We start from the raw sequence: 23,581 nt of genomic DNA, 5'->3' as shown, positions 1-23,581 counted from the left end.
TTCCCGATGTCCAAGAAATGGGAGGCAGTTCACAGTGCACCTTTGTGGTGGTTTTTACGTTTGAGCGCTCAGTCGGGAGGTTCGATGGTCTATATCCCATTTTGGATCTGCGTCTTTGCCGGTGCGGTGGTTGATGTCCGTGAGCGGCGGTTTCCGAATGCGCTTGCCGGCACGTGTGCCGTGGCGGCGTTTGCAGGCGTTTGGCTCGACAAGGGCGTTAGCACGGCGCTTGACCATGTCGGTCTTGCGGTCATCGTCTGCCTTGCCCTTGTGCTTACTGAGTTGCTCTGGCGTCGTGTTCGCCACGCTCCCGGCATTGGCATGGGGGATGTCAAGGCGCTTTTCGCGCTTTGCACGCTCGACCCTCTGGGCGGCATCGTGGCATTTGCCGTTGCTCTCCTGGTCCTGGCCCTCTCCTGCCTCTTCACAAAATCGCGATCCCTGCCTTTGCTACCGTTTTTGGTGCCGATTTTTGCCATAATCGAGGTCGTGGGCTGCACATTGTAACTGATTGCGCATCCTTCTTAAGGAGCATGCCATGGCAACTAATCAAGAAACGGCCGTTATTAAGGCGCGTATGGATCGCATTCCTGCGGCGTTGTCGCCCGAACTGGTCAAGCGTATCGCTGCCGACCGCGCCTCTGGTGTCGTTAATCCTTATCGATGCGGTGACGACCAGGTCATCCGACGTGTCGATCGGGCCGCAGACAAGGGCACGCTCATGCGTCCGGCATTTATACGCGATACCGAAAAGATTTTGCATCTGCCCGCATACACCCGTTATGCGGGCAAAACGCAAGTCTTTAGTTTCCGTAGCAATGACGATCTGTCACGCCGCGGTTTGCACGTGCAGCTTGTCTCCCGCATTGCGCGCGATATCGGTCGCGCCCTGGGGCTCAATTGCGATCTGATCGAGGCGATTGGCCTGGGTCATGACTTGGGACACACGCCTTTCGGCCATGCCGGCGAGCGCTTCCTCAACGATACCTATCATGAGCGTACGAGGCGTTATTTTTTCCATAACGTGCAGTCGGTCCGCGTGCTCGACGCGCTGTACGGCCGCAACGTGTCACTCCAGACGCTCGACGGCGTTCTGTGCCATAACGGCGAGTACGAGCAGCGTGTGTTTGAGCTCTCGGACATGAGCTCCTTTGACCAGTTCGATCAGACGGTTGAGGACTGTATCGCCACAGGCTATGGCGCTATTGAGCACCTGCGTCCCATGACGCTCGAGGGCTGCGTCGTTCGCATTTCGGACATCCTCGCCTACGTCGGTCGTGACCGTCAGGATGCGATCGCGGCGGGCCTGCTTTCGCCCGACGCTTTTGATGATGACCGGGGCGGTGCCTACAACAGTTGGATCCTCACACACGCCTCCATCGATATCGTGGAACATAGTTACGGTAAACCGCGTATCGAGATGAGCGAGGACCTGTTTGAGGAAATCCGCCGGGCCAAGCGCGAGAACTACGAGAAGATCTACAGCAAGGGCGGCATCGAGGGCGATTCCGAGGCGGAGTTGCGCGAGGCATTCGAAAAACTCTACGACCGTTGCCTGCAGGATATATACGAAGGCGACGAGTCTTCGTATATCTTTAAGCATCATATTTCGCGCATTGAACAGCAGCTTTCCTACTACGATCGCACCTATACCTGGCAGGACGACAAGGATCAAGCGGTGGTGGATTACATCGCGAGCATGACAGACGGCTATTTCTGCGAGCTGACGAGCAAGCTGTTCCCGGGCTTGAAGTTTCCACACCGTACCTATATTAACGAACGGTAGTTCGTATCCTTTCGGTATACTGTTGGTCAACAACGATTTTGATTGATGTACAGGATGGCTATGGACGACCTTTTTTCTGCCTCAACGCGCGAGCGTTCCTTTAAAAATGCCCCGCTCGCGGTGCGCATGCGCCCCAATTCGCTCGACGAGTATGTGGGCCAGCAAAAGGCCGTCGGTAAGGGCTCATGGCTGCGTGCCGCGATTGAGCACGACGTGCTATCGAGTGTGATTCTGTACGGGCCAGCCGGTACGGGCAAGACGACGCTGGCCCACATTATTGCTAACCATACCAAGAGCGAGTTTGTTGAGGTCAGCGCCGTGACGGGCACCGTGAAGGACTTGCGCCGCGTGATTGACGAGGCAAAGACGCGCCTGAATACGTATGACCGCCGCACCATTCTTTTCATCGACGAGATTCATCGCTTCTCTAAGTCGCAGCAGGATGCCTTGCTGCATGCGGTTGAGAACCGCACCGTTATTATGATTGGCGCCACGACGGAGAACCCGTACTTCGAGGTCAACTCGGCACTGTTGTCGCGCGGGCGCGTGGTGGAGCTTGAGCATCTGAAGGATGAGGATATCGCCACGCTTATTGAGCGTGCGCTTGAGGCACCGCAGGGCTTGAATGGAAAATTCTCGGCCGATGGTGATACGGTCAAGACCATTTGTACGCTGGCTGCGGGTGATGCACGCTCGGCCCTGACGACACTCGAGTTGGCGAGCGAGATTGCCGTCACGCGTCCCGATACCGAGGGAACGCCAGCGCCTGCGGCGGGGGAGCGCTATCCCATTACCGTGGATGACGTGAAGATTGCCAATCCGCGCCGTGGGTTTTCGTATGACAAAAATGGTGACATGCACTACGACATTATCAGTGCGTTCATTAAGTCCATGCGCGGCAGCGACCCCGATGCCACCATTTATTGGCTCGCGCGCATGATCGATGCGGGTGAGGATCCTAAGTTTATCGCCCGCCGCATTATGATTCAGGCTTCTGAGGACGTTGGCAACGCCGATCCGCAGGCACTTTTGGTGGCGCATGCTGCCTTTAAATCTGCTGAAGTTATTGGCTATCCTGAATGTCGCATTAACCTGGCACAAGCTGCGCTCTATGTGTGCTTGGCGCCTAAGTCCAATGCGTGCGAGGCCTCGATCGATGCGGCGCTAGCCGATATTCATTCTAGTGGGCTTCGCGAGGTGCCGAGTTATCTGCGCGATCGCCATCGCCCTGGTAGCGATGAATACGGTGTGTATAAGTATCCGCACGATTATCCCGAAGGCTGGGTCGACCAGCGCTATTTGCCCGAAGGCTTAGAACGCGGTGCATTTTGGCAGCCTGCCGGCCGCGGTTGGGAAGAATGGCGCGTAGAGCAAAGCGAACGCGACCGCAGCGGGAATGCACCGAAGTAGCTGCTGATAATTTTGTCCCACGTTGCTGCTCTTGGCATGTTCGGTCCCCTTTGGGGTACCATGGAAAGCGTTTGTATTTCGATTCCTTTGGGAGGCTTGTATGAGTCCCATTCAAATCGCCTTGCTGCTGCTCGCCGTTGCCGGCGTGTGGGCTATCGTTGAGCTTGCGCTCACCCTGCGCAAAACCCGCACCGTTGTCGACTCGCTCGACAAGACGGTAACCGACCTCAATAATACGATTGCCGAGGCGCAGCCCGTGGTGGCAAAGCTTGATTGCGCCGTTGACGAGCTTACGCCGGCACTTGCCCAGATGGAGCCGCTCCTCAAGTCGAGCAAGACTGCCATTGACGCCCTGACGTCCAACCTCGTTGAGGTTGAGGCGGTAGTTCGCGACATCTCCGAGGTCACGGGCAGTATGGCCGAGGCCAGCAATGCCGTATCGAGCGTGACAGATTCTGCGGCTGGCGCCGTGCAGAAGCTCTTCAATAAGGTGAAGGCTCCTGCAGCCGACGCCGATCGTAAGCTAGCCGCTGCCGCCGCCGAGGCCGAGCAGCCTACCGAGCGCGTTCTGATCGGTGAGGCCGAGGACGAGGCCGCCGATGGTGCGGATGCGGCTCAGAAGCCCGCAGCCAAGCCGGCTCAGTATTACACCTATACGCCCGCCGAGTCCTCTGAGGAGTCCTGCGATGAGTAGCGAAGCAACCTGCCCCATTACGCTGAGCGTTGCCGGTGATCCGCGTCTCGCGCGCTTGGTGCGCATGACGGCCGCCAACGTCGGCGCCCTGTGCTCTATGTCCGTCGATCGCATCGAGGATATTCGTATGGCTGCCGAAGAAGCCTTCATCTTTGGCTGCACGGCTGTTGATTCCGACGATATCTCGATCAAATTCGATGTCGACGAATCGCATGTGGGCATGACCTTTACCTTTGGCGACCAGGCGACTGTCGATGAGGATGACCAGGCTGCCGTGTATGCCGAGCTCATTTTGGCGAGTGTGTGCGATTCCTACGAAAAGACTGCGGCGCCCCTGACGCTTTCCCTCGATCTCAAGGCGGATATCTAATATGACCGAACGTTCCCGGAGCGGCAAGACCGCTTGGGACAAGGAGAAAACCCGCGAGCTGTTTCGTCGCTACAAGGAGACCGGTGATCCGGACGCCCGCGAGCAGCTCGTCATGTCCCATATGAACCTGGTAAGGTTCCTTGCCAACAAATTTAAGAATCGCGGTGAGCCGCTCGACGACCTCATGCAGGTCGGCTATCTGGGCCTGCTCAAGGCAATCGACCGCTTTGACCCTGAGCGCGGACTCGAGTTCACCACGTTTGCCACGCCCACCATCTTGGGCGAGATCAAGCGTCACTTCCGTGACAAGGGCTGGAGTGTGCGCGTGCCGCGTCGACTGCAGGAGCTCTCGGCCAAGGTCAACCAGGCTACCGATAAGCTCACCAACGAGCTACAGCGTTCGCCCAAGGTTGAGGAAATCGCCGAATACCTCGACGTGACTGTCGACGAGGTGCTCGAAGCCATGGAATCGTCCTCGGCCTACACCTCGGTGCCCATCGAGGCTCCTGGCGCGTCCGATTCCGACGATGCGCCTTCGATTCTTGACCGCTATGCCGACGAGGACAATGAGCTCGACTTTACCGATGACCGCCTGGTAATCGAGGAAGCCATCCGCGATTTCTCGCCTCGCGAGCGCGAGGTTATCGAGTTGCGCTTCGTAAAGGGCATGACCCAGATCGAGATCGCCAAGAAGCTGGGCATCTCGCAGGTGCAGGTCTCGCGCCTGCTGCGCCGTACCCTTAAGAAGATTCAAGATAAGATCGACCCCGACGGAGTGATGATTCGTTCATGAGTGAGCACCCCCAACAAATCGACCGCACGCTTCGCGATACCCGCATTCTGACGCTGCGCATTTGGGGCGTCGTCGGCTGCATTGTCATCGCTGCCGTAATCTTTAACCTTATGGGCATCCTGGCACCGGTCATCGAGTTTCTCGCTGTCGGTTCCATCATCGCTTTTGTGATGTCTCCGATCACCAACTGGCTCGAGCATCACGGCGTCGGACGTGGCCTCGGTTCGCTCATCGCACTCATTGTGGTTGTTGCCGTGCTCGTCGGCGTCGTCTGCATCCTATCGCCTATTTTGCTCGGTCAAATCATGGAAGTCCTGAGCCGCCTGCCCGAGCAGCTTCGTGTTGCGGGTGGTGATCTCAACGAGATGCTCTCGCACGCTAAGACGCTCAACAACACACCGCTCAAGGAGTATCTGGACGACAATCTTTCTTCGTTGGTTACCGTAGCGTCCAAGTACGTCTCGCAAATCGCTGCTGAGCTCGGCCGCGGTGTGTTTCCGCTCATTACCAACACGGCCTCGCAGCTGTTCGTCATCTTCCTGGGTCTGGTGCTTGCCTACTGGCTTGCCTGCGATTATCCCCGCATGCACCACGAGGTCTGCACCATCATCGGGCAGGAAAAGGAGACCTCGTACCGCTTTATGGTGGCCATCCTTTCGCGTTCGGTCGGCGGCTACATGCGTGGCATGGTCATCACATCGATCTGTGGCGGTTTTCTTGCCTTTATTGGTTTTACGATCATCGGCCATCCGTATGCGGCACTCATGGCCATCTTCACCGGCATTATGCACCTGGTTCCGGTTGTCGGTCCCTGGGTGAGTGCGGCGATCGCCACGGTGCTCGGCTTTATGTTCAGCCCTATGCTGGCGTTATGGACGCTTGTCGTGACCATGGTGGCTCAAAATGTCACCGATAATGTCATTTCGCCTAAGGTCATGCAGAGCTCGGTGCAGGTGCATCCCGTTATGAGCCTGACGGCCCTCGTTATCGGTTCGGCACTCATGGGTCCCATCGGCATGGTTATCGCCATTCCGCTGTGCGCGGCCCTCAAGGGCATCTTCGTCTACTACTTTGAGAACGAGACCGGCCGTCAGCTCGTGGCATACGACGGCGCCGTGTTTAAGGGCACTCCGTATCGCGATACCGAGGGTAACCCGGTCGCCGCCTACGACGCGCTCGGAGACGATACGTTCATCTATGAGTCCGAGCTTATCGGCAACGAGACCGCGCCCGAGGCCCAGGCAATGCCCAAGCCCGAGCTCGATAATCCCTGGATTAAGCTCTCAGGCCTGCAGCCCGACGCGACAGGCTTTTTCAAGAACCCCTTCGCCAAGGATGACGATTCCAATACGGACGACGACACCAAAACCGGCATCGACGGCTCCATGGACGATTCGGATTCCAAATAGGCCCTGTTAGCGTTTCTTGATGTTGTACTTAACAATAAACGCGATCAAAGCGATTGATAAGGGGCCAGCCACATAGAAAAAGATGGCGTCAATTGCGCTTAGGGTGTAATACGCTTTATCGCCAGATGTTACTGCGTACAATGCGTAGCCAAATCTCGGCTGGTTCACATACCAGCTCGAGTAAGCGAAGATTGCTAAAAGGGCTACTGAGGTCAGTGCATTCACGACAAACCGTTTGCTATTCATCGATCGCTCCTTCCGGACGATTCTTATATGAAATTTTACCGAAATCATTTTTTTTCAAAGTATTTGACAGACCTAAATAACGTGCACTTTCGCTGGAGGGTCGCTGTTTGGCGGCCCTCTTTTTTGCACAGGCGCGGTGGGATGGTAATATCGTTACGTTTGAACTGTTTCGATGTGAAACCGAGGAGATTCCCTCTATGAGTGCTGACTACCCGTCAATGACTACGGCCGAGATTCGCTCCAAGTTCCTCAACTTCTTTGAGGAGCGCGGTCTTAAGCTCTATCCTTCTTCGTCCCTCGTCCCCGACGATCCTTCGCTGCTGCTTGCCAACGCCGGCATGAACCAGTTTAAGGAGTACTACCAGGGCAAGAAGACCATGAAAGAGATCGGCGCGATCTCCTGCCAGAAGTGTGTCCGCACCAACGACATCGACTGCATCGGTGAGGACGGCCGTCACCTGTCCTTCTTTGAGATGCTCGGCGACTTCTCCTTTGGCGGCGTCTCCAAGCAGCAGGCCTGCGCTTGGGCCTTTGAGCTCATCACCAAGGAGTTCAAGCTGCCGCTCGACCGCCTGTACTTCACCGTCTTTACCGAAGACGACGAGACCCACGACGTGTGGCGCTCTCTGGGCGTTGCCGAGGATCACATCTCCCGCCTGGGCGAGGACGACAACTTCTGGGCCGCTGGCCCCACCGGCCCCTGCGGTCCGTGCTCCGAGATTTACTTTGACATGGGCGAGGAGGTCGGTTGCGGCAGCCCCGACTGCAAGCCTGGCTGCGACTGCGACCGCTTCCTTGAGTTCTGGAACCTCGTGTTTACCCAGTACGACCGCCAGGAGGACGGCTCCATGCCGGAGCTGCCGCACCGCAACCTCGATACGGGCATGGGTCTGGAGCGCATGGCCGCTATCATGCAGCACAAGACCGCTAACTACGACGGCGATCTGATGCAGCACCTCATCAAGCTCGGTGAGAAGATCAGCGGCAAGACCTATGACGCCGACGATTACTCCGGTGCCAGCCGCTCCCTGCGCATCATCGCCGACCACTCCCGTGCCGTCGACTTTATGATCTCCGACGGCATCCTGCCCGGTAACGAGGGTCGCGAGTACGTCCTGCGCCGCCTGCTCCGTCGTGCCGTGTTCCACGGTCGTCTGCTGGGCATCGAGGGCGCCTTCCTGACCAAGTTTATCGACGAGGTCAACGCTCAGATGGGCGAGGCTTATCCCGAGCTGCTCAAGAACGTCGCGCTCGTTAAGGGCATCGTCGCCTCCGAGGAGGAGCGTTTCTCAACGACGCTCGACAACGGCCGCGTTTACCTGGACGAGGCCCTGGCCGCGCTCGCCGACGGCGCTGTCCTTCCGGGCGATGTTGCCTTTAAGCTTCACGACACCTTTGGTTTCCCCATTGACCTGACTGTCGAGATCGCCGGCACCGCCGGTCACGACGTCGACATGGATGGCTTTACCGCTTGCATGGAGGACCAGAAGGCCCGTGCCCGCGCCAACGCTAAGGGCGATGCCTGGGGTAGCTTTAACGACGTGTGGGTCGAGCTTTCCGACAAGGTTGCCGCGACCGAGTTCGACGGCTATGACAACGACGCCATCGAGGGCGCCAAGGTTGTCGCCATCGTGCGCAACGGCGAGTCCGTCGAGTCCGCTGCTGCCGGCGAGGATGTTGAGGTCGTGCTCGACCGCACCCCGTTCTATGCCGAGATGGGTGGCCAGCAGGGCGATGCCGGCGAGCTTTCCGCCGAGGGCGTTGTTCTGGCCGTTGCCGACACCAAGAACCACAACGGCCTGTATGCTCACGTCGCGCACGTTGCCGAGGGCACGCTGACCGTCGGTGCTACCGTGACCGCCGCGCTCGACGCCGAGCGCCGTGGCTTCCTGCGCCGCAATCACACCGCCACCCACCTTCTCGACGCTGCGCTTAAGCAGGTTCTGGGCGAGCATGTCTCCCAGGCCGGCTCGCTGGTGACGCCCGAGCACCTGCGCTTTGACTTCACGCACTTCGAGGCTCTGTCTTCCGAGCAGCTCAAGGCTGTCGAGGATCTGGTCAACCAGCAGATCTTTGCTTCTAAGCCTGTCGTTACCCGCGTCATGGGCATCGATGAGGCTAAGGCCGCCGGCGCTGTCGCCCTGTTTGGCGAGAAGTACGGCGACGTCGTCCGCGTCGTCTCCGTGGGCGCCGAGGACCAGCCGTTCTCCCGTGAGCTCTGCGGTGGCACCCATGCCGCCAACACCGCCGAGATCGGCCTGTTCAAGATTATTTCCGAGTCCTCCACGGGCTCGAACGTCCGCCGTATCGAGGCCGTGACCTCTAAGGGCGCACTCGACTACATGGCCGACCGCTTGGCACTCGTTGACGCCGCTGCCGCTGCGCTCAAGTGCCGCGCGGACGAGGTTCCCGCCCGTGTGGAGAACCTGCAGGCCGAGCTGCGCGAGACGTCCAATAAGCTTAAGAAGGCTCTGACCGGTGGCTCCTCCGATGCTATCTCCAGCGCCATCGAGGGCGCCGTCGAGCTCGACGGCTACAAGCTCGTCGTCGCTGAGCTCCAGGGTCTTGAGGCAGCCGATTTGCGCAACGTCTGGGATACCGTGCACCAGAAGGTTGCCGGCCCTGTCGCCTGCGTCGTTGCCAGCGTGACCGAGAAGGGCACCCCGGCCCTGCTCGCCGCCGGTTCCGATGACGCCGTGAAGGCCGGTTTCCACGCCGGCAACGTGATCAAGCAGATCGCGGGCCTGGTCGACGGTCGCGGTGGCGGTCGTCCCAACATGGCCCAGGCTGGCGGCAAGAACGCTGCCGGTATCGCCGATGCCCTCGCGGCTGCCAAGACCGCGCTCGGCGCTTAAGTAGTCGCTGTGGTCGCGCTCGCGCTGGACATAGGGGAGACCCGGATTGGCATTGCCGTCTCGAGCCGTGATGGCAAGATGGCAATGCCCGTCAAGGTGCTCCCGGCTGCCGAGGTCACTGGCATGGCCAAGACGCTCCGTTACCTGGTTGAGGACTATGAGCCCGATATCCTGGTAAGCGGACGTCCCTTGACCATGGCCGGTGAGCCCGGCCCCCAGGCCGAGCGCGTTGCCGCCGTTGCGCAAAAGATTGCCCAAGAGCTCGATCTTCCGCTTGAGTTTGAGGATGAGCGCCTGTCCTCGCAAGAGGCAAAGCGTATCCTGCGCGAGCAGGGACTCAACGAAAAGCAGATGAGGGGCAAGATTGACATGATCGCCGCCAGCCTGTTCTTGCAGACGTGGCTCGATCGCAAAAACGAGGAGGTTTCGCATGCCTAGCGCTTCCGATCCGCGCCAGCCGAATCGCCAGGGGCAACCTACGCCACGCCCTGCCCAGCCTGGCCAGCGTCCGGCACAGCCGACCCAGCGCGCAGCTCAGCCTGCTGCGCGCCCGGTGCAGTCCTCCTCCCGTTCGGCCCAACCTGTTCAACGGACGGGTCAGCAGCCTTCTGCTCATTCGGTTCAGCATCCGGCCTCTCACGCGGCTCAGCAGCCCACTGCTCGTACGGCCCAGCCTGCAGGCGGTACCCGCTTTAAGCAGCAGGTACCTACCCAGCGAACGCAGGCCCCGCAATCGCATTCTCATCACGCTCGCGGCACGCATGGCGTTGCTCCGGCGACCCGTTCGAGCTACAACACGCATGCTCGTCGCGGTTCCCAAAAGAAAAGCTCCCCGGTGCCTATGATCATCGGCGTTGTGGTGGCCGTAATCGCGCTTGCTACTATCGCTTTCTTTGTCGTGCCTGCCGTCAAGGGCTTCTTTGCCGGTGAGGATACGAAGGTCACGGCTGGTCAGCAGGTTACGGTGACCATTCCCGACGGTGCTTCGGGCGATGCGATCGCCTCGATTCTCTCCGAGAACCATATCGTCGAAAATCCCAAGGATTACTACGCGGCGGTGAAAAAGCTCAACGCCGATATGTCGCTCAAGCCTGGTACTTATTCGTTCACCACACTCATGGATGCGACCAAGGTTGTTCAGCAGCTCATGGAAGGCCCCAACGCGGGCTCCAATGCGCTGACTATCCCTGAGGGTCTGACAGTCGATCAAGTCGCCGACCGCGTGGCCCAGGCCTACGACAGCATCTCTAAGGAAGACTTCCTCAACCAGGCCAAGGCCTCCAATTACGTGGACGACTATAGCTTCCTTAAGGGTGCCGCCAACGATTCGCTCGAGGGTTTCTTGTTCCCCAAGACCTATTCGTTGGGTGATTCGCCGACGGCCGATGACGTGATTCGCGCCATGCTCGATCAGTTTAAGACTGAGTACAAGTCGCTTGACTTTGCGAGCTGCGAAGCCAAGATCAAGGAGCGCTACGGTGTGGAGATGTCCGACTACGACATCGTTAACTTGGCCTCGATCGTTGAGCGCGAGGGCCTCAACGCCGATCAACGTGCGCACGTGGCCTCGGTCTTCTACAACCGCCTTGCCGGCAAGCTCGACGGTCTGCGCTATCTCAACAGCGATGCGACCATGATGTATGTCACCGGTGGCGAGGTTACCGCCGACGACCTGCAGAGCGATAGCCCGTATAACACCTATAAGCACGAGGGCCTGCCACCCACGCCCATCTGCTCTCCGTCGCTCGAGGCACTCAAGGCCACGCTTGAGCCGACCGACTCCGATGACCTGTATTTCTACATTACGCAGGACGAGGAGTACTTCTCGCAAACCTACGAAGAGCATCAACAGTCTTGGAATTAGCATGAGGATTTTTAGCCCCAAACGATACGTTGCCTCGGTCGATCGCATCGACCTTGATACCCTGTGGGCCGACGGCAAACGCGCCATTCTGCTCGATCGCGATAACACTCTGGTGCCGCGCGACACCGAGCAGGTTCCCACTGCGGTTTCCGCTTGGCTCGACGCCGCCCGCGCCAAAGGCTTTAAGCTGTGCATGGTGTCCAACAACTGGCATCGCGACCAGGTCATGAGCTCTGCACGCGAGCTGGGACTCGAGGCCATTAGCCACGCCATGAAGCCCGCCCCGTTTGCCTTGAAGGCGGGTCTTAAGCGCCTCGGCGCCACGACAGACGAGGCGGTGCTGATCGGCGATCAGCTGTACACGGACGTGTGGAGCGGTAATTTTGCCGGCGTTGACACTATTCTGGTCAAGCCGCAGGCGACCCAGGACCTGTGGTACACGCAGATCTTCCGTATCTTTGAGCGCCGGGCCCTGCGCGACCTTCCCTGCGAGGAATAGGTTTCGCCATGTCTCAGCACATCAAACACGGCTGCGACCATATCTTCTTTATCGGCTTTTTGGGCGCGGGCAAGTCGACGCTTGCGCGCAACGTGGGCACTATGTTCAAGCGTCGATTCGTCGATACCGATCGTTTGGTTGTGCGTCGATGCGGCAAGTCGGTGACCGAGATATTTGAGACCGAGGGCGAGGATCGTTTTCGTGAACTCGAGACCTCGGCACTCCGTTCGCTTCAAAGCGAGCGCAGCCTGCTGGTATCGTGCGGGGGTGGCATCGTCGAGACGCCGGTGAACATTGAGCTGATGCACGAGATGGGTACCTGTGTGTACCTCGAAGGCGACTTTGAGGACTCGTTGCGCCAGATTCGCCGCTCCGATACCCGGCCCGATTTCCGCTCGCCCGAGCACGCTGCGCGCCTGTTTGAGCATCGCCGTCCGCTGTATCGCCGGGCCGCCGATATTACCCTTGATATTCGCAACAAGTCCTTCGAGGACGTTTCCTACCTTTGTGCCGAGATGCTTTTGGAGCGTGGACTGCTATGATTCGCCGTCAACTTATCAATTTCCAAAACCGCAGCGTCGATGTCCGCGTCGGATTGGGCGCGTTCGAGGAGCTGCCGCGCATGTTTGCCTCGGCTGTGGGCAAGCCCAAGCGCGCGATGGTGGTTTGGAACGACGCCACATCCGAGCGATTTGGCGAGGTTGTCGAGCATGCACTGGTTGACGCCGGTTTTGCCGTGTCGCTGCTCGTCCTCGAGGTTTCCCCTGCTGGTGCTACTCTTGCCGATGCCGATACCGTCTTTGGCGCCCTGTCGGCTAACGGCATTACCTGCGACGATCTCGTTGTCGCTGTCGGCGACACGGCGACCTGCTCGGTCGTTTGCTGGTGTGCCAATCAGTGGTGCGGTCGCACCGAGTGCGCCTTGCTGCCGACGACGTTCGACGCCATGCTCACGGTCGCGACGACCATGAAGCCGCTCGTCGCCTCGTCGGCGCATGCGCTTCCCGCTATCGCGTTCCGTCCCGAGCCGGGCTTGGTCGTGTGTGACCTCGACCTTGTACGCGAGGCGGACCCCGAGGATCTCAAGCTCGGCTATGCGGTGCTCGTTGTCACCATGCTTTCGAGCAGCAAGTCCCGCTGGAATCAGTTTACTGAGACCGTCCCCGAGATTCTCTCGGGCGAGGAGGTTGCGCTCGTCAATGCCGTTCAGTGGTCTCAGACTGCCCGCAAGGACGTACTGATGGCCACGAACCCGAGCGCCCGCCATGCGCTCGATTTTGGCAAGACGGGGGAGCGCACCCTGCGCGCCTGCTTGGGCGATGCCGCTTCGCAGGTCCCTGCCTACCAGCTGTCGTCCGAGGGCATGCGCTTTGAGGCGCGCCTCGCCCATGATGCCTGCGACTTCGATATCGATTACGTCTTTGAGGTCGATGACTGCCTGGAGGACTTTGGTATCGAGGAACTTGCCTTCGATCTGGAGCCTGTCGCATATATCGAGGAGTTCCGCAGGCAGCAGTTTGCCCGCTCAAACCGTAGCATGTTGCCGCTGCCCGCGGCACTCGGCGCCATTCGTCTAACGAGCGTTGAGGACGAGGTTCTTGAGCGCCATGTTCACGCCTACTTGGCTTCTCGCAAAGAACTTCTCTAAGATTTATTGACATCCATCGTCTTTCGTATCATGTTGAGGGGCGGGTTTTCAATCGGTTGCGGATCGCATGCGATTCCGTCGTTCGGTTGAGACCCGTCCCGTCTATATAGAGACAACAAGAAAGGAAACTGCATGTCTGAGTTTGCTGCCGGTCCTGCCGGTCGTATCGAGCGTGTCCGTGCCCTGATGGTCGAGCGTGGCTACGATGCCATCGTGGTGCGCGACGAGGCTAACCTTCGTTGGCTCACGGGCGTGAAGGGCGTCTTCGACTACACCTTCGAGTTCCCGCACGCCGCGTTTATTACGGCTGACCAGTGTCTGTTCCACACCGACTCGCGCTACCTCAACAGCTTTGAGGAGAACACGCCCGCCGGCAGCCCCTGGGTCTACGACATGGACGAGGGCACCATTCCCGGCTGGGTCGCCGGCAAGATCGCGGCCAACAAGTGCCGCGTCTGCGCTGTCGAGGATGACATGCAGATTAACTTCTACCAGGGCATTCAGCGCGGCCTGGAGGACCGCTCTGTCGCCTGCATGCTGCCGTTGATGCACGACGACATCCGCAAGATGCGCGCCATCAAGGATGCCGAGGAGATCGAGCTCATGCGCCATGCGCAGTCGATCACCGATGCCGCCTTCCAGCATATGCTCGGCTTTATTAAACCCGGTATGACCGAGAAGCAGGTTCGCAACGAGCTCGAGAACTTTATGTTCGCCAACGGCGCCGACAGCCTGGCCTTCGGTTCCATTGTGGCGAGCGGTCCCAACACCGCCAACCCGCATGCCGTGCCGAGTGACCGTGTCATCGAGAAGGGCGACTTCGTCCTCATGGATTACGGCGCGGGCTACTGCGATTATCGTTCCGACATGACGCGCACTGTCGTGATGGGCGAGCCTACCCAGGAACAGCTCGACCTGTACGCGCTCGTGCGCCGTACGCACGAGGAGTGCGTCGCCGCCATCCATCCGGGCGTCGAGGGCAACGACATTTTCAAGCTTTCCAAGAAGATCATCGGCGATGCCGGTTATGGCGATTACTACAACCATGGCCTGGGCCACGGCGTTGGTATCGACATCCACGAGCTGCCCAACTTTAACCGCAGCAAGAACATCATCGAGGTCGGCTCGGTTGTCACCATGGAGCCCGGCGTCTACCTGCCCGGTGTGGGCGGCGTGCGCCTGGAGGACTACGGCGTGGTCACCGAGAACGGATATGAGCCCTTCACCAAGACCCCGCACGACCTGCACGTCATCGATTGCTAGCCCATTTCGATAGATTTTTGGGGCGGGGCGTCCGGAGCAATTCGGACGCCCCGCGTTCTCTTTTTATGCGCTCGCTGCAGGCGCCGTCTGCAAGTGTATAATTTCGGTCGTATGTAATTTGGACGCTTGTGCGTTCTGCCCATAACAAGAAAGGTCGCTATGCCTACCATTTCTACCGCCGACTTCAAGAACGGCCTCGGTCTCCGCATTAAGGACAAGGTCTACACCATCGTCGAGTTCCAGCATGTCAAGCCGGGCAAGGGTGGCGCTTTTGTGCGCTACAAGACCCGCGACATCAAGAGCGGCCGCGTCGTCGAGAACACCTGCAACGCCGGCACCAAGTTCGAGAGCGTCATGCTCACCACCCGTGAGTTCCAGTACCTCTACAACGATGGCACCGACTACATCTTCATGGACAACGAGTCCTATGAGCAGGTTCCCGTTCCCGACGACATGGTGGGCGAGAACTCCAAGTGGCTGCGCGAGAACGACATTTGCCAGCTGCTCTTCGCCGACGATGAGCTCATGGGCGTGACCCCGCCGATGTTCATCGAGACCACCATCGTCCAGACCGACCCGGGCTTTAAGGGCGACACCGTCCAGGGTTCCACCAAGCCGGCCACGATTGACACCGGCGCTGTCATCCAGGTCCCCATGTACCTCAACGAGGGCGAGGTCATCAAGGTTGACACCCGCGACGGCAAGTTCGTCTCCCGCGTCTAGCAACCAACTCTTCTAGGAGGACTCATGCCCCAGGAAATCAAGATTGACGGCATCGGCATTTCGCCCGATGTTCTGACCGCCATCGTCTCGCGCGCCGTGTCGGATGTCGAGGGCATCGCCTCCGTTGGCGTCAAGGACCTTGCCACCAACCTTGTCTCCATGATGCTCTCGTCCAAGGCCCCGGCTTCCGAGCCGGCGGTCGAGACCGAGGTCGTCGGCGACAAGCTCGCACTCACCGTGCGCGTTGTGGTGTTCTTTGGCTATCCGTTCAAGAAACTCGCCGAGGCCGTTCGCGCTGCCGTGGTCGCTGCCATCGATGCCCAGGTGGGCGTTGAGGTCGAGCGCGTTGACGTTTGCATCGACGGCCTCGTTTTCCCCAAGGAGTAACCTTTGAGCCTTAAGGTTTATCGCGGGCGTACGCTTGCCCGCAGTCAGGCGCTGCAGCTGCTGTTCCAGGCCGAGGCCACGGACAGCCCGCTCGAGCGCGTCCTCGAGGGCGATTTCCTGATCTCGAAGGGCCCCCTCGACCCCTATGCGCTGGAGCTGTGCCGCGGTGCCTACGAGCATATCGATCGCATCGACTGTGCCCTGCGCGCCGTCGCCAAGAACTGGGATCTTATGCGCATGCCCGGCGCCGACCGCAATCTGCTGCGTATCGCCGTCTACGAGATGCGCTTCCTCACCGACGAAGAGGTCTCGGACGCTATCGTGATCAACGAGGCCGTCGAACTTGCCAAGGCCTATGGCACCGACCAGTCCGCGTCGTTCGTCAACGGCGTGCTGGGCAAGATCGCGCGCAGCGAGGAGTTGCCGGGTGAGGACCTGTACCAGGAACTGCTGGCCGAGGATCGCGCTCGCGAGGAGGCCCAGGCTGCTGAGGCTGCCGCCAAGGTCGCTGCCGCTCAGGCTACCGCCGGTGTACTTGCCGAGGATATGGACGCTGCTGAGGCCGTCGAGGCCGACTCCGTCGAGGAGTAGCCATGCCAGAGGGTTCTGTCCGTAACTTTGACGAGATCTCGGACCGTCTGGACCAGATCATCGCTACCGTTCGCTCCAAGGATACGTCCTTGGAGCGTTCACTCGATCTGTTTGACGAAGCGATTGAGCTGGGCTCCCGCGCGGTCGATATGGTCGACAAGTTTGAGCTGACGCCGCGTGAGGCCGATAAGCTCGAACAGGAATACGATGAGGATGCGGCAAACGAATCCCAGGATAGTTAGCCGCATCTCCGGATACGAATGGTTGATGGCATTCATGAAACGCGTGCGTCTTGATGACGAACTGATTTCACAGGGCATCTGCGCCGATCGCGCGGATGCCCTTCGCACTCTTATGGCCGGCCTGGTCTCGAGTGGCGGTGAGCGTTTGACTTCGCCGGGCCTTAAGGTGATCCCGGGCCTGCCGCTGCACGTGAAGGGGCGCATTCCCTATGTTGGCCGCGGTGGTCTTAAGCTCGAAGGCGCGCTTGATGCGTTTGGTATCAATCCGACGGGCCTTGCCTGTCTGGATGTTGGCTGCTCTACCGGCGGCTTTACCGATTGCCTGCTCAAGCGCGGAGCTGCGACCGTTGTCTCGGTGGACGTGGGCCGTGCCCAGTTTGATTGGTCGCTGCGTCAGGACGATCGCGTGACGCTCCACGAACGCACCAACGTGACGCAGCTGCCCGAGCTCGGCTACGGCGGCGCTATCGACCTGGCTGTGTGCGATGTCTCGTTTACCAGCATCGCGAATATAATCGACGCCGTGCTGGCGTGCCTGAAGCCTTCGGGTTCGTTCTGCACGCTCGTAAAGCCCCAGTTTGAGGCGCCGGCTGCGCTGGTGGGCGACGGCGGTATCGTGACCGACCCCGCCGTCCGCCGCGATACGCTCGTGGCGGCGATTGAGCTTTTTGCCGTCAAGGGCCTGTTCCCGCTTGACGTGTGCGTGTCGCCCATCCATGGCGCTAAGGGCAACGTTGAGTTTTTCTTGTACGGCACAAGGTTTGTCCCCGGGGAGCGCGCCGACGATGAGCTGCAATCCCAGGTATCGGTTTTGAGCGAGAAAGCTGCAACGCTATGAAGGTCTTTCTGGTTCCCAATTACTACAAGCAAGAGGCGGTCGAGAGCGGCCTGATGCTCGAGCTTTGGCTGACGCGCCAGGGCTATGAGGTCGCATGGGCTGCCGACCAGCGATCGAAGATTCAAAGCACGCCTGATATTGACGGCTCCGATCTGGTCATTACGCTCGGCGGCGACGGTACGCTGCTGCGCGCTGCCCGCATTCTCAACCATCGCGAGATTCCTATCCTTGGTCTTTCCTATGGTCACCTGGGTTTTTTAACTGCTGCGAGCCCCGAGGAGCGCGACATTCTGCAGGTGGTGAGCGACGCCCTGTCCGGCGAGCTGCACGTGAGCCGCCGCGCCACCATCGCCGCGGATATCGTGTCCGTGCGCGAAGACGGCACGAAGGATGTCGTGCGCACGTTTGCCCTCAACGATATGGCACTTACGCGCGGCCCCCTGTCCGATATGGTTGAGTTTGACATCACGGTGTCCGGCCATCATATCGACCGCCTTCGCGGCGACGGTGTCGTCGTTTCGACGGCGACCGGCTCCACCGGCTACGCGCTTTCCGCCGGCGGTCCCATTGTCAGCCCCGATTACACGGGTATGGTCTGTGTGCCCATCGCCCCGCATACCATTCAGGCTCGCGCTTTTTTGACCTCGCCGAGTGATGTCGTCGAGATCTTTATGTCTGATGATCGCCCGAGCGTGCCGGCGATTGCCATCGACGGACAGTTTATTACCTGCGATGGCACGGTTGAGAGCGTGGCCGTGCGTCGCGGTCCCGGCGATGTGCTGCTGCTGGATTACGGCCCCGAGAGCTTCTACAACTCGGTGAGCCGCGTGTTCTACGGAGTGCGTCATGATCGATGAGCTGCAGGTTTCCAACATTGCACTCATTCGCGAGGCGACGTTGGTTCCGAGTGCGGGCCTGACTGTCCTGACCGGCGAGACCGGCGCCGGTAAGACCGCGCTGCTCTCGGCCCTCAAGCTTATTTTGGGCGAGCGCGCGGATTCGTCGACGGTGCGCGAGGGCGAGGCGCTGGCGAGCGTCGAGGCGCGCCTGTTCGACGGTCCGCACGACACGGAGGGGTTCACCGTACAGCGTAGCCTTTCTGCCGAGGGCCGCAGCCGCGTAAAAATTGACGGCCGCATCGCCAGCGTGCGTGAGCTTTCGGAGCGCGTCGGCGTGATGATGGATCTTTGCGGTCAGCACGAGCACCAGCGCCTCCTCGATCCGGCGCATCATGTTGCCATGGTTGATGCCTGGGCTGGTCGCTCTGCGCTCGAGGCGCTCGACCGTTACCGTGCCTGCTTCAAGGCGTCGCGTGCGGCTGCCAAGGAGGTCCGTCGCGTGGAGGAAGCCTCACGCGCGCAGGGGAGTCGCGTCGAGGAAGCGCGTTTCGCCCTCGAGCGCATCGCCGAGGTCGACCCCAAGCCGGGCGAGTATGAGGAACTCGAGGAACTGCTGCCGCGCTCCGAACATGCCGAGGTACTGGTTGCCACAGCTAACGATGCCCATGCATCGCTTGCCGCCGAAGGTGGAGCGCTCGATGCCGTGAACAGCGCCGTGGCCGAGCTTTCCCGTATGGCTACCGTCGATCGCAAACTGGGCGACATTGCCGATGCGCTTTCGGATGCCTGCATCTCCCTTGAGGATAGCGCGAACGAGCTTCGTGCCTATCGCGATGGCGTCGCCTTCGACCCGCGCGAGCTCGCTCGCATGCGCGAGCGGTATTCCGACCTCAAGGGCCTGCTGCGTCAGTGGGGTCCCACCATGGACGATGTTTTTGCCATGCGCAATCGCTCGCAAGAGCTGCTGTCCCTGGTCGATGATGGCGATGAACAGATCAAAAAGGCGCGTGAGGCACTCGGGAGCGCCGAGCGCGAGCTGTTCGCTGCTGCCAAGGCACTTAAGCGTGCTCGCAATACGGCGGCCCCGCGCTTCTGCCACGAGGTCGGCCGCCAGATGGCGCGCTTGGAGATGGGCGCCGCCGAGCTCGTTTGGGAGTCGCGTGATCTTCCGCGCGCCGAGTGGACGCCGGCGGGTCCTTCGAGCTACGAGCTTTTGTATCGCAGCGGTGCCGGCTTGACGCCGCGACCCCTGCGCCGCATTGCGTCGGGCGGCGAGCTCAGCCGCGTTATGCTGGCGAGCAAGGTGGTCTTGGGTAATGCGGACGGTGTCGATACGCTGGTGTTTGACGAGGTCGATGCCGGTGTCGGCGGCTCCACGGCGCGTGCACTCGCGGGCGTGCTGGCAGATCTCTCCGCTACGCATCAGGTGATTGTCGTAACCCACTTGGCGCAGGTCGCCGTCATGGCCGACAAGCATTATGTTGTCAGCAAGGAATTGGGCGATGTTCCTCAGACGCATTTGGACGAGGTAACCGGCGAAGCGCGTACCGCCGAAATCGCCCGAATGTTGAGCGGTGATCAGTCGGAGGCAAGCTTGGCCCACGCAAAGCAGATGCTCGAAGAAGCTCGAGGCTAAGTCGTATCAGCGGTGTTGGTGGGACAAAATAGACTGAAATTTTGTTCCACTTCGCGTTTTACTCTACGACCTTATCCGGTTGGATGAGCTCCTCGTAGTAGCTGATGTGCTCTCGGGCGTCCTCGATTTCGGGCAGCAGGAAGTTGTAGATGACTTCGATGATCATCGTGGCGCTGATCTTGGAGAACGCAAAGTCACCCGTCGTCAGCAGCGCTTCATGGTTGACGGTATTAAAAGTGTAGTCTGCCAGGCGCGCGAGTGGAGACTTGCTGTCGCTGCTGATGACGACTACGGTGGCACCGCAGTCGCGAGCCGCTTTTGCCATGCGATTCAGTCGGCGCGACTTGCCGGAGTTTGAGATGAGCACGATGACGTCACCCGGGCGCAACGTGAGCGCAAAGCCGATAGATGTCTCGCTAATGGTGCTTGCCATGCAGCGCAGGCCCAGCTGCGAAAACTTAAACGTCGCATCGAGCGCGACCGCGTTCGTATTGCCCACAGCCGCAAACTCAATAACCCCTGCATGCTTAAGGGCATGCACAACAGCCGCCAACGTATCGTGGTCGATCCCGTCGATGGTCGCATTAAGCTCGCTCACCTTAGCAGCCAGGATGTTCTTGAGGCTCTGCTCCATATTGTCGAGCGAGACCTCGTCAGTCAGGCCCTCGTTGCGCTGGCTTTCCAAATCCCTCGCCAACGAAAACTGAAAGCTGCGGAAGCTGCCAAAGCCCAGCTTGCGGCAAAAGCGCGAAACCGTCGCCTCGGACGTTGCGGCGGCTCGTGAGAGCTGGGCGGCCGTCAGGCGCGGCGCCTCGGACTGGTGCTCCAATATATAGTCGACAATGCGCTGCTCGGACTCACTGTATCCCTGGTGGGTACTAATGAGGGAAAGTGCGCTCTTGCTACTATCGGTCATGGATGGCTCCTGGTTGGCATGAAAATCTAACTTGATTTGCAATGCCATAGTATACGGGCATTTTCAATTACAAGATACACCTTGCCGTTTCAAGTGTTGATGGTAAACTTTCACTTACCGTTTACGGTTATGAAAGAACCTTTCACCGGAGAATTGCGCCTTGTCTCTTCTCACGTGGACGGTAGGTTGGTATCTTTCAGTTGTGGAAAAGCGCGCAAGGATGCGCGTGTAGGGGAGCGCCTGCGGGCGCAGTACTCAAGAAGGAGGGACACATGGCTAAGTTTGACATCATCGCCGCTACCGGTTGCCCGACCGGCATCGCGCACACCTTCATGGCGAAGGAGGCGCTGGAGAAGGCAGCTGCCGAGCGAGGTCTGACCATTAAGGTCGAGACCCATGGCCAGGTCGGTGTCGAGAACGAGCTCACCAAGAGCGAGATCTCCGGTGCCAAGGCCGTCGTCGTCGCAGCCGATAAGGATGTCCAGGCGGAGCGTTTCGCCGGCAAGCGCATGGTTTCCGTTGGTGTTTCCAAGGCCCTGTCCGTTGAGGCAGCCGGTAAGCTGATCGACCGCGCGCTCGCCGCCAAGGGTGACGACTCGGTTGCGGCTGCTGCCGATGTCGAGGATGAGGTCGAGGAGAAGGAGTCCATCGGCCACATCATCTACAAGCACCTCATGAACGGCGTCAGCCACATGCTGGTCTTCGTCGTCGCCGGTGGTGTCCTGACCGCCGTTTCGTTCCTGTGGGGCATCACGTCCTTCGATTCGACGGCGTCTGACTACAACAGCTTTGCCGCTATGCTCAAGATCATCGGCGGCATCGCCATGAACCTCATGGTTCCCGTGCTTTCCGCCTACATCGCCGAGTCTATCGGCAAGCGCCCGGCACTCGTCCCCGGCTTTGTTGCCGGTATGATCGCCATCCAGGGTCTGCCCGTTAACGCCGAGACCGGTATGATCGACGCCGGCGGCGCCGGCGTGGGCTTCGGTTTCCTGGGCGGCATCGTCGGCGGCTTCCTCGCTGGCTATGTCATCCTGCTGCTCGAGAAGGTCTTCTCCAAGCTGCCCAAGAATCTGGACGGCCTCAAGGCTATCTTCCTGTACCCGCTGTTCTCGACCGCCATCGTCGGCCTGGTCATGCTCGGCATCTCCGGCCCCATGGCTGCCATCAACACCGCCATGATGGACTTCCTCAAGGGTCTGTCTGCCTCTGGCGCCATTGTCCTGGGCCTTGCCATCGGCTGCATGTGCGCCGTTGACATGGGCGGCCCGGTCAACAAGGCTGCTTACGTCACCGGTACCGCTATGCTCACCGAGGCCCTGGCCGCCGGTGTCGGCACCGACACCTACAACTTCGGCACCAACTTCATGGCTGCCGTCTCCGCCGCCTGCATCGTTCCGCCGCTGATCACCACCTTCGCCGTCGTCGTCGGCAAGAAGTACTTCAGCCAGGAGGATCATGACGCCGGTATCGTCAACCTCATCCTTGGTTGCACCCACATCACCGAGGGCGCCATTCCGTTCATGACCAAGAACATCTGGCCCGTCATGCCCATCATGATGCTTGGCTCCTCCATCGCCTCGATCCTGACCATTATGTTCAACGTTCACGATCCGGCGCCCCACGGCGGCTTCCTGGTCCTGCCCGTTGTCGAGAACGGTCCGCTGTGGGTCCTCGCGATCCTCATCGGTGCTGTGGTCGGCGGCATCCTGTTCGTGGCCTTCAAGAAGTACGACTTCGAGAAGAATCAGAAGGCCGCTCCTGCAGCCAAGCCGGTTGAGGCCCCCAAGGCCGCTGCCGTCGAGGCCCCTAAGGCCGAGGCTGCCGACTTCGTGAAGGTCGAGAATGTCTTTGTCGCCGAGGACTTCGCTTCTCGTGACGAGGCTCTGAGCTTCGTTTCCAACCAGGCTGTCAAGGCCGGTATCGCCAGCGACGCCGACGCCGTGATGAACGCCTTCCTGGCCCGCGAGTCCGAGGGCACCACGGGCATGATGGAGGGCTTCGCCATTCCGCACGCCAAGTCCGACGCCATTACCGAGGCTGCCGTCATCGTCGTCAAGGACGAGTCCGGCGTGACCGGTTGGGATACCATGGACGGCGCTCCCGTCAACGTGGCCATCGCTCTGCTCATTCCTGGTGCACAGGCTGGCACCACGCACCTCAAGATCTTGTCCAAGGTCGCCGAGGCGCTCATGGACGAGGACTTCCGTGCCACCGTCAAGGGTTCCACCGACGCCGCCGAGATCGCCAAGACGATCAATGCCCGCCTGGTCTAATCCCACAGTACGCGAATAACATCGCCCCCTGTAACAAAGGCGAGGACTCCACCAGGAGCCCCCGCCTTTTTCTATGCCCTCCCATAAGTTGCGGTGAAATGGGGACTGTTTAAACGATTCAACCCCAAATTCAGTCCCTATTTCACCACAACTTACAAAAGGGCATAGAGTGGGCTGCCTATCGAGTCTTTGTCGCGAACAAGTCATCAGCCAGAATTCCGTTCGCACGATATTACTTTGGACCGACCGAGTTTCCGCAGTTTGCTCGCCCCGGACCCCGCGCGCGGGGGCCATGA

Annotated in this window: 24 protein-coding genes; 22 read left to right on the top strand and 2 right to left on the bottom strand. The window is 59.8% G+C overall.

What is annotated here, in order from left to right:
* The 7 genes from DW913_RS09505 to DW913_RS09475 form a co-directional block, all read left to right on the top strand.
* On the top strand, window positions 1-507 hold a 507-nt coding region (locus DW913_RS09505), incomplete at its 5' end, for a prepilin peptidase (protein ID WP_147349646.1).
* 31 nt (window positions 508-538) lie between these two features.
* On the top strand, window positions 539-1,786 hold the full coding sequence (locus tag DW913_RS09500) for a deoxyguanosinetriphosphate triphosphohydrolase family protein (protein ID WP_117798327.1): 1,248 nt from the start codon (window positions 539-541) through the stop codon (window positions 1,784-1,786).
* 60 nt (window positions 1,787-1,846) lie between these two features.
* Window positions 1,847-3,196, top strand: coding sequence for a replication-associated recombination protein A (locus DW913_RS09495; protein ID WP_199580826.1), 1,350 nt, complete (start codon window positions 1,847-1,849; stop codon window positions 3,194-3,196).
* A 100-nt stretch (window positions 3,197-3,296) separates the two neighbouring features.
* Window positions 3,297-3,890: a hypothetical protein gene (locus DW913_RS09490; RefSeq protein ID WP_117798325.1), complete on the top strand. Its 594-nt coding sequence runs from the start codon at window positions 3,297-3,299 to the stop codon at window positions 3,888-3,890.
* Window positions 3,883-4,260 (top strand): ATP-binding protein, encoded by a 378-nt coding sequence (locus DW913_RS09485; protein WP_117798324.1) that lies wholly within the window; start codon window positions 3,883-3,885, stop codon window positions 4,258-4,260. Before DW913_RS09490 ends, DW913_RS09485 begins: the two co-directional genes overlap by 8 nt.
* Window position 4,261: 1 nt before the next feature.
* Window positions 4,262-5,053, top strand: a complete 792-nt coding sequence (locus DW913_RS09480) for an RNA polymerase sigma factor SigF (RefSeq protein ID WP_117798323.1) — start codon at window positions 4,262-4,264, stop codon at window positions 5,051-5,053.
* Window positions 5,050-6,462 (top strand): AI-2E family transporter, encoded by a 1,413-nt coding sequence (locus DW913_RS09475; protein WP_117798322.1) that lies wholly within the window; start codon window positions 5,050-5,052, stop codon window positions 6,460-6,462. Before DW913_RS09480 ends, DW913_RS09475 begins: the two co-directional genes overlap by 4 nt.
* Window positions 6,463-6,468: 6 nt before the next feature.
* Here the strand turns inward: DW913_RS09475 and DW913_RS09470 are convergent, their stop codons facing one another.
* Window positions 6,469-6,708 carry a hypothetical protein gene (locus DW913_RS09470; protein ID WP_117798321.1) on the bottom strand — a complete coding sequence of 80 codons (240 nt, stop codon included), beginning with the start codon at window positions 6,706-6,708 and terminating at the stop codon, window positions 6,469-6,471.
* Window positions 6,709-6,905: 197 nt separating this feature from the next.
* Here DW913_RS09470 and alaS point away from each other — a divergent pair, with 197 nt between their 5' ends.
* The 14 genes from alaS (at window position 6,906) to DW913_RS09400 (ending at window position 20,093) form a co-directional block, all read left to right on the top strand.
* Complete coding sequence (alaS, locus tag DW913_RS09465; RefSeq protein ID WP_117798320.1) at window positions 6,906-9,563, top strand: alanine--tRNA ligase; 2,658 nt, start codon at window positions 6,906-6,908, stop codon at window positions 9,561-9,563.
* A 9-nt stretch (window positions 9,564-9,572) separates the two neighbouring features.
* Entirely contained in the window at window positions 9,573-10,001 is a 429-nt protein-coding gene (gene ruvX / locus DW913_RS09460; RefSeq protein ID WP_117798319.1) for a Holliday junction resolvase RuvX, read from the top strand.
* The gene (gene mltG / locus DW913_RS09455) at window positions 9,994-11,427 is read left to right on the top strand and encodes an endolytic transglycosylase MltG (protein ID WP_233542045.1); all 1,434 of its coding nucleotides are present in this window, start codon (window positions 9,994-9,996) and stop codon (window positions 11,425-11,427) included. Before ruvX ends, mltG begins: the two co-directional genes overlap by 8 nt.
* Window position 11,428: 1 nt before the next feature.
* Window positions 11,429-11,926 carry a YqeG family HAD IIIA-type phosphatase gene (locus tag DW913_RS09450; protein ID WP_117798317.1) on the top strand — a complete coding sequence of 166 codons (498 nt, stop codon included), beginning with the start codon at window positions 11,429-11,431 and terminating at the stop codon, window positions 11,924-11,926.
* Between the two features lie 8 nt (window positions 11,927-11,934).
* A complete protein-coding gene (locus tag DW913_RS09445) occupies window positions 11,935-12,468 on the top strand; it encodes a shikimate kinase (RefSeq protein WP_117635152.1) in 534 nt (177 codons plus the stop codon).
* A complete protein-coding gene (locus DW913_RS09440; RefSeq protein WP_117798316.1) occupies window positions 12,465-13,574 on the top strand; it encodes a hypothetical protein in 1,110 nt (369 codons plus the stop codon). The genes DW913_RS09445 and DW913_RS09440 overlap by 4 nt, the downstream gene beginning before the upstream one ends.
* Window positions 13,575-13,706: 132 nt before the next feature.
* On the top strand, window positions 13,707-14,837 hold the full coding sequence (locus tag DW913_RS09435) for a Xaa-Pro peptidase family protein (RefSeq protein ID WP_117635154.1): 1,131 nt from the start codon (window positions 13,707-13,709) through the stop codon (window positions 14,835-14,837).
* A 159-nt stretch (window positions 14,838-14,996) separates the two neighbouring features.
* Window positions 14,997-15,560 (top strand): elongation factor P, encoded by a 564-nt coding sequence (efp, locus tag DW913_RS09430; protein WP_117635155.1) that lies wholly within the window; start codon window positions 14,997-14,999, stop codon window positions 15,558-15,560.
* A 24-nt stretch (window positions 15,561-15,584) separates the two neighbouring features.
* Window positions 15,585-15,947, top strand: coding sequence for an Asp23/Gls24 family envelope stress response protein (locus tag DW913_RS09425; RefSeq protein ID WP_117629319.1), 363 nt, complete (start codon window positions 15,585-15,587; stop codon window positions 15,945-15,947).
* 3 nt (window positions 15,948-15,950) lie between these two features.
* Window positions 15,951-16,538 (top strand): transcription antitermination factor NusB, encoded by a 588-nt coding sequence (gene nusB, locus DW913_RS09420; protein ID WP_117635156.1) that lies wholly within the window; start codon window positions 15,951-15,953, stop codon window positions 16,536-16,538.
* Window positions 16,539-16,540: 2 nt separating this feature from the next.
* Complete coding sequence (locus DW913_RS09415; protein ID WP_006233978.1) at window positions 16,541-16,780, top strand: exodeoxyribonuclease VII small subunit; 240 nt, start codon at window positions 16,541-16,543, stop codon at window positions 16,778-16,780.
* A gap of 34 nt (window positions 16,781-16,814) precedes the next feature.
* Window positions 16,815-17,618 carry a TlyA family RNA methyltransferase gene (locus DW913_RS09410; protein ID WP_117798329.1) on the top strand — a complete coding sequence of 268 codons (804 nt, stop codon included), beginning with the start codon at window positions 16,815-16,817 and terminating at the stop codon, window positions 17,616-17,618.
* Window positions 17,615-18,475: an NAD(+)/NADH kinase gene (locus DW913_RS09405; protein WP_035138200.1), complete on the top strand. Its 861-nt coding sequence runs from the start codon at window positions 17,615-17,617 to the stop codon at window positions 18,473-18,475. Before DW913_RS09410 ends, DW913_RS09405 begins: the two co-directional genes overlap by 4 nt.
* Window positions 18,465-20,093: a DNA repair protein RecN gene (locus tag DW913_RS09400; protein ID WP_089571756.1), complete on the top strand. Its 1,629-nt coding sequence runs from the start codon at window positions 18,465-18,467 to the stop codon at window positions 20,091-20,093. The genes DW913_RS09405 and DW913_RS09400 overlap by 11 nt, the downstream gene beginning before the upstream one ends.
* A gap of 58 nt (window positions 20,094-20,151) precedes the next feature.
* On the opposite strand, the gene DW913_RS09395 is transcribed toward DW913_RS09400, so the two are convergent.
* The gene (locus DW913_RS09395) at window positions 20,152-21,009 is read right to left on the bottom strand and encodes a MurR/RpiR family transcriptional regulator (RefSeq protein WP_117806188.1); all 858 of its coding nucleotides are present in this window, start codon (window positions 21,007-21,009) and stop codon (window positions 20,152-20,154) included.
* 272 nt (window positions 21,010-21,281) lie between these two features.
* Here DW913_RS09395 and DW913_RS09390 point away from each other — a divergent pair, with 272 nt between their 5' ends.
* Entirely contained in the window at window positions 21,282-23,285 is a 2,004-nt protein-coding gene (locus DW913_RS09390; protein ID WP_117798315.1) for a fructose-specific PTS transporter subunit EIIC, read from the top strand.
* The last annotated feature ends 296 nt before the right edge of the window (window positions 23,286-23,581 follow it).

Source organism: Collinsella sp. AM42-18AC, assembly GCF_003467965.1.
Classification (GTDB): domain Bacteria; phylum Actinomycetota; class Coriobacteriia; order Coriobacteriales; family Coriobacteriaceae; genus Collinsella.
The sequence above is the reverse complement of the archived record's forward strand: the minus strand, read 5'-3'. Positions and strand labels throughout refer to the sequence as shown.